The organism is Streptomyces albidochromogenes (assembly GCF_005981925.1).
Classification (GTDB): domain Bacteria; phylum Actinomycetota; class Actinomycetes; order Streptomycetales; family Streptomycetaceae; genus Streptomyces; species Streptomyces albidochromogenes.
In genome coordinates this window covers 1-2,862 of record NZ_VBVX01000502.1, presented here as the reverse complement: position 1 = coordinate 2,862, position 2,862 = coordinate 1, and the positions used below count along the sequence as shown (strand labels likewise).

The following is a 2,862-nucleotide window of genomic DNA, read 5'->3' as shown; positions in this document are numbered from 1 at the left end:
CCGCTTCCTGACCGGCCTGGACGCCCTGTGGCAGGTCAGCGCCTCCCCGAAGCTGCCGGGGGTGATCGCGCCGTGAACGCGACCTCGATGACGGCGGGCGGCTTCCCCGAGGACGCGGTACGGGCCGGTCCCGCGGGGGTGCCGAGGACCTGGAGCGCCAGGCGGCCACCGACGTGCGCCCGTCCGGTACGGGCGAGCCGCCGGGCAGCGGCCTGTCCGGCGGCCCGGGCCACGACGGCCGGGGCCTCCGGGGCCACCGCGACGCCGGGGAACGAACTGTCCGGCAGGAACCGGGCGAGCACGGCGAAGCCGGGGCCAGGACGGCCGGGCGGAGGCCGCCGGTCCGGTTTCCGTCCCGACGGCGCGGCCGCCACCCGGCCGGGTCCGGCGCCGGGCACCGCCGCGTGGCGCGGCCGTCGTACTCTTCGCCGGCTCCTTCCCGGGCGGGCGTCAGGCGTCGGCCCGGCCCGCCGGGCCCGGCCCGGGCCGGCTGCGGGCGGGTCCCACCGGCGTGCGGCGGCCCGGCCGCGTGGCCGGTTCACGGCCGGGGCCCCGCCGGGACCGCGAGGGGCGCGATGGGGGCGGCGGTGCCCGGCGGCCAGAGGTCCGTCCTGCTCAGGGCCGACGGACGGTACTGCCCCAGGGCGCTGATCAGCAGCCGCAGTTCCAGCGCGAGAGCCTCCGTCAGCCGTTCCAGGCCGTGCTCCGGGTCCTCGTCCACGGCGAGCAGGGCCGCCCGGCCGAGACCGACCGCGGTGGCGCCGAGAGCCAGCGCGCGCGCCGCCCTGCCGCCTTCCCACATCCGGCCGGAGGCCAGCAGACTCGCGCCCTCGGGGCGGTCGATCACACGGAGGCAGGCGGCCAGCGGCAGCCCGACCCCGTCGAGGAACGCCCGGGGCGCCCAGCCGGTGCCGCCTTCCGCGCCGTCGACGGTGACCGCGTCCGCCCCGGCCGCCCACGCCGTCCCGGTGGCGGCGCCGATGTCGCGGCCCGGGTGGAACTTCACCCACGTACGGGCGAGCGGGAAGTTGTTCCGCATGAACCGCAGTTGCTGGCGGACGATCTCCTCGGTGAACGTGCCCGGCGTCGCGCAGCGCAGCCGCCCGCCGTCCGGCCCGAGCTCCTCGCCGAGCGTGAACCGGCCCGCCCCGGCGAGCCGTTCGGCTTCCGCCGGGCCGACCACGGTCATGCCGCCCAGACCCGGTTTGGCGCCTTGGCCGATCTTCAGCTCGAAGCCGAGCCGGCCCGAGTCGCGCAGGGCGCGCGACGCCGGGTCGCTGTACAGGAGATTCCACACCTCGGAGTCGGCGTCCTCGGTGGACTGCTGCACCACCACACCACCGGCGCCCCCGGCTGCCGCCTCCGTGTACGCCTCGACCCGGGCCAGCAGCACCGAGCGGTAGCCGTGCACCGGCACCATGTTCTCGCCGATGACCATCGGGATGCCGAGTCGGCCCGCCTGGCGGGCCGCCGCCACCGCCAGGTCCCCGCTGCCGGCCCGCGTGGAGCCGAACGCGGACAGATACAGAGGCAGTGCGGAGGCGAACCCACCGATCCGGGTGCGCAGGTCCACATCGTCGTGGCCGGGCTCCCGGCCGAGTTCGATCAGCTTCTCCAGCCGTCGTGGCATGAAGACCGGCGGCACCAGGCGCAGCGCGTCCAGCTCGTCGGGGCCGGCCGTCGGGGCGGCGGGGCCGTCGTGACCGGCGCCGAACACCCCGCTCCCGTACGCACCGGCCGGCGGGAAGACCTCCGCCGCACCCCGCCGGGCCCGGGCCCGTACCGCGTCCTCGGGGAAGCCGCCCGCCGTCATCGAGGTCGCGTTCACGGCGCGATCACCCCCGGCAGCTTCGGGTAGGCGCTGACCTGCCACAGGGCGTCCAGGCCGGTCAGGAAGCGGACCAGGCGCTGCAGACCCATGCCGAAGCCGGCGCTGGGGGAGAGCCCTTCGCGGGCCAGCTCCAGGTACCAGGCGTACTTCGCCGGGTTCTCGCCGCTCTCCCGCATCCGGGTGACGATCGTCGCGTAGTCGGCCTCCCGCTCGCTGCCGCTGACCAGTTCGCCGTAACCGCCGTGCGCGATGAGGTCGAAGTTGCGCAGTACGCCGGGCCGCGCGGGGTCCTCCCGGTCGTAGAAGCCGCGCGAGCCCTTCGGGTAGTCGTTGACGAAGAAGGGGCAGCCGGCGTCCAGGGACAGGATCCGCTCGGCCTCCCAGTCGATCTCCGCGTCCGGGCTCTGCGCATGGCCGAGCGCGGCCAGCCGGGCGACCGCCTCCTCGTGCGTGCACGCCTCGAACTTCCCGGCCCGCAGCTCGTCGAACTCGCTCTCGCTCCGGCCCAGTTCGCGCAGGACGTCCGGCACGGCCGTCCACACGTGCTCCACCACCCGGGTCAGCAGCCCGGCGGCGATCTCCTGCACGTCCTGCCGGCTCGCCCCGGCCATCTCCACGTCGATCTGGTGGAACTCGACCAGGTGCCGGCCGGTGCCGGCGGTCTCGGGCGGCTCCACCCGTACGTTCGGGGCGATGTAGAACAGCTTCGGGAAGCCGTTCAACGACGCCTGCTTGTAGAGGATCGCACTGGTCATCAGCTTGTACGGCTGACCGTAGTAGTCCACGTCGAGGGCCTTGGCGCCCCGGCCGCCCGGATCGGTGACCGGGCCCACCAGCGGCGGCAGCAGCTCCGTGAAGCCCTCGCCGCGCAGGAACTCCCGCGTCGCGTACAGCGCTTCCTGCTGGACGAGCATCGCGGACCGCAGGCGCGGCGACGCCAAGTGCGCGCCGAGGGGCGGAGGTGCGGGCGTGCGGGTGTGGGTGTGTTCCATGTCGGTCGACTCCAGACGGTCGGGGGAATGGGGGGAGGG

The 2,862-nt window shown here is 75.5% G+C and carries 3 protein-coding genes; all 3 read right to left on the bottom strand.

Going from position 1 to position 2,862, the window contains the following annotated elements:
* Positions 1–35: 35 nt before the first annotated feature.
* The 3 genes from E2E34_RS33125 to E2E34_RS33115 all read right to left on the bottom strand — a co-directional run bounded on the left by E2E34_RS33125 (position 36) and on the right by E2E34_RS33115 (position 2,823).
* Entirely contained in the window at positions 36–398 is a 363-nt protein-coding gene (locus E2E34_RS33125) for a hypothetical protein (RefSeq protein WP_138905533.1), read from the bottom strand.
* 140 nt (positions 399–538) lie between these two features.
* The gene (locus E2E34_RS33120) at positions 539–1,813 is read right to left on the bottom strand and encodes a glutamate synthase-related protein (RefSeq protein ID WP_138905534.1); all 1,275 of its coding nucleotides are present in this window, start codon (positions 1,811–1,813) and stop codon (positions 539–541) included.
* 11 nt (positions 1,814–1,824) lie between these two features.
* Entirely contained in the window at positions 1,825–2,823 is a 999-nt protein-coding gene (locus E2E34_RS33115; protein WP_138905532.1) for an asparagine synthetase A, read from the bottom strand.
* Between the last annotated feature and the right edge of the window lie 39 nt (positions 2,824–2,862).

Bases quoted from the DNA above. Each gene is read 5' to 3' on its own strand.
- E2E34_RS33120 (WP_138905534.1), bottom strand. From the start codon at position 1,813: ATGACGGCGGGCGGCTTCCCCGAGGACGCGGTACGGGCCCGGGCCCGG.
- E2E34_RS33115 (WP_138905532.1), bottom strand. From the start codon at position 2,823: ATGGAACACACCCACACCCGCACGCCCGCACCTCCGCCCCTCGGCGCG.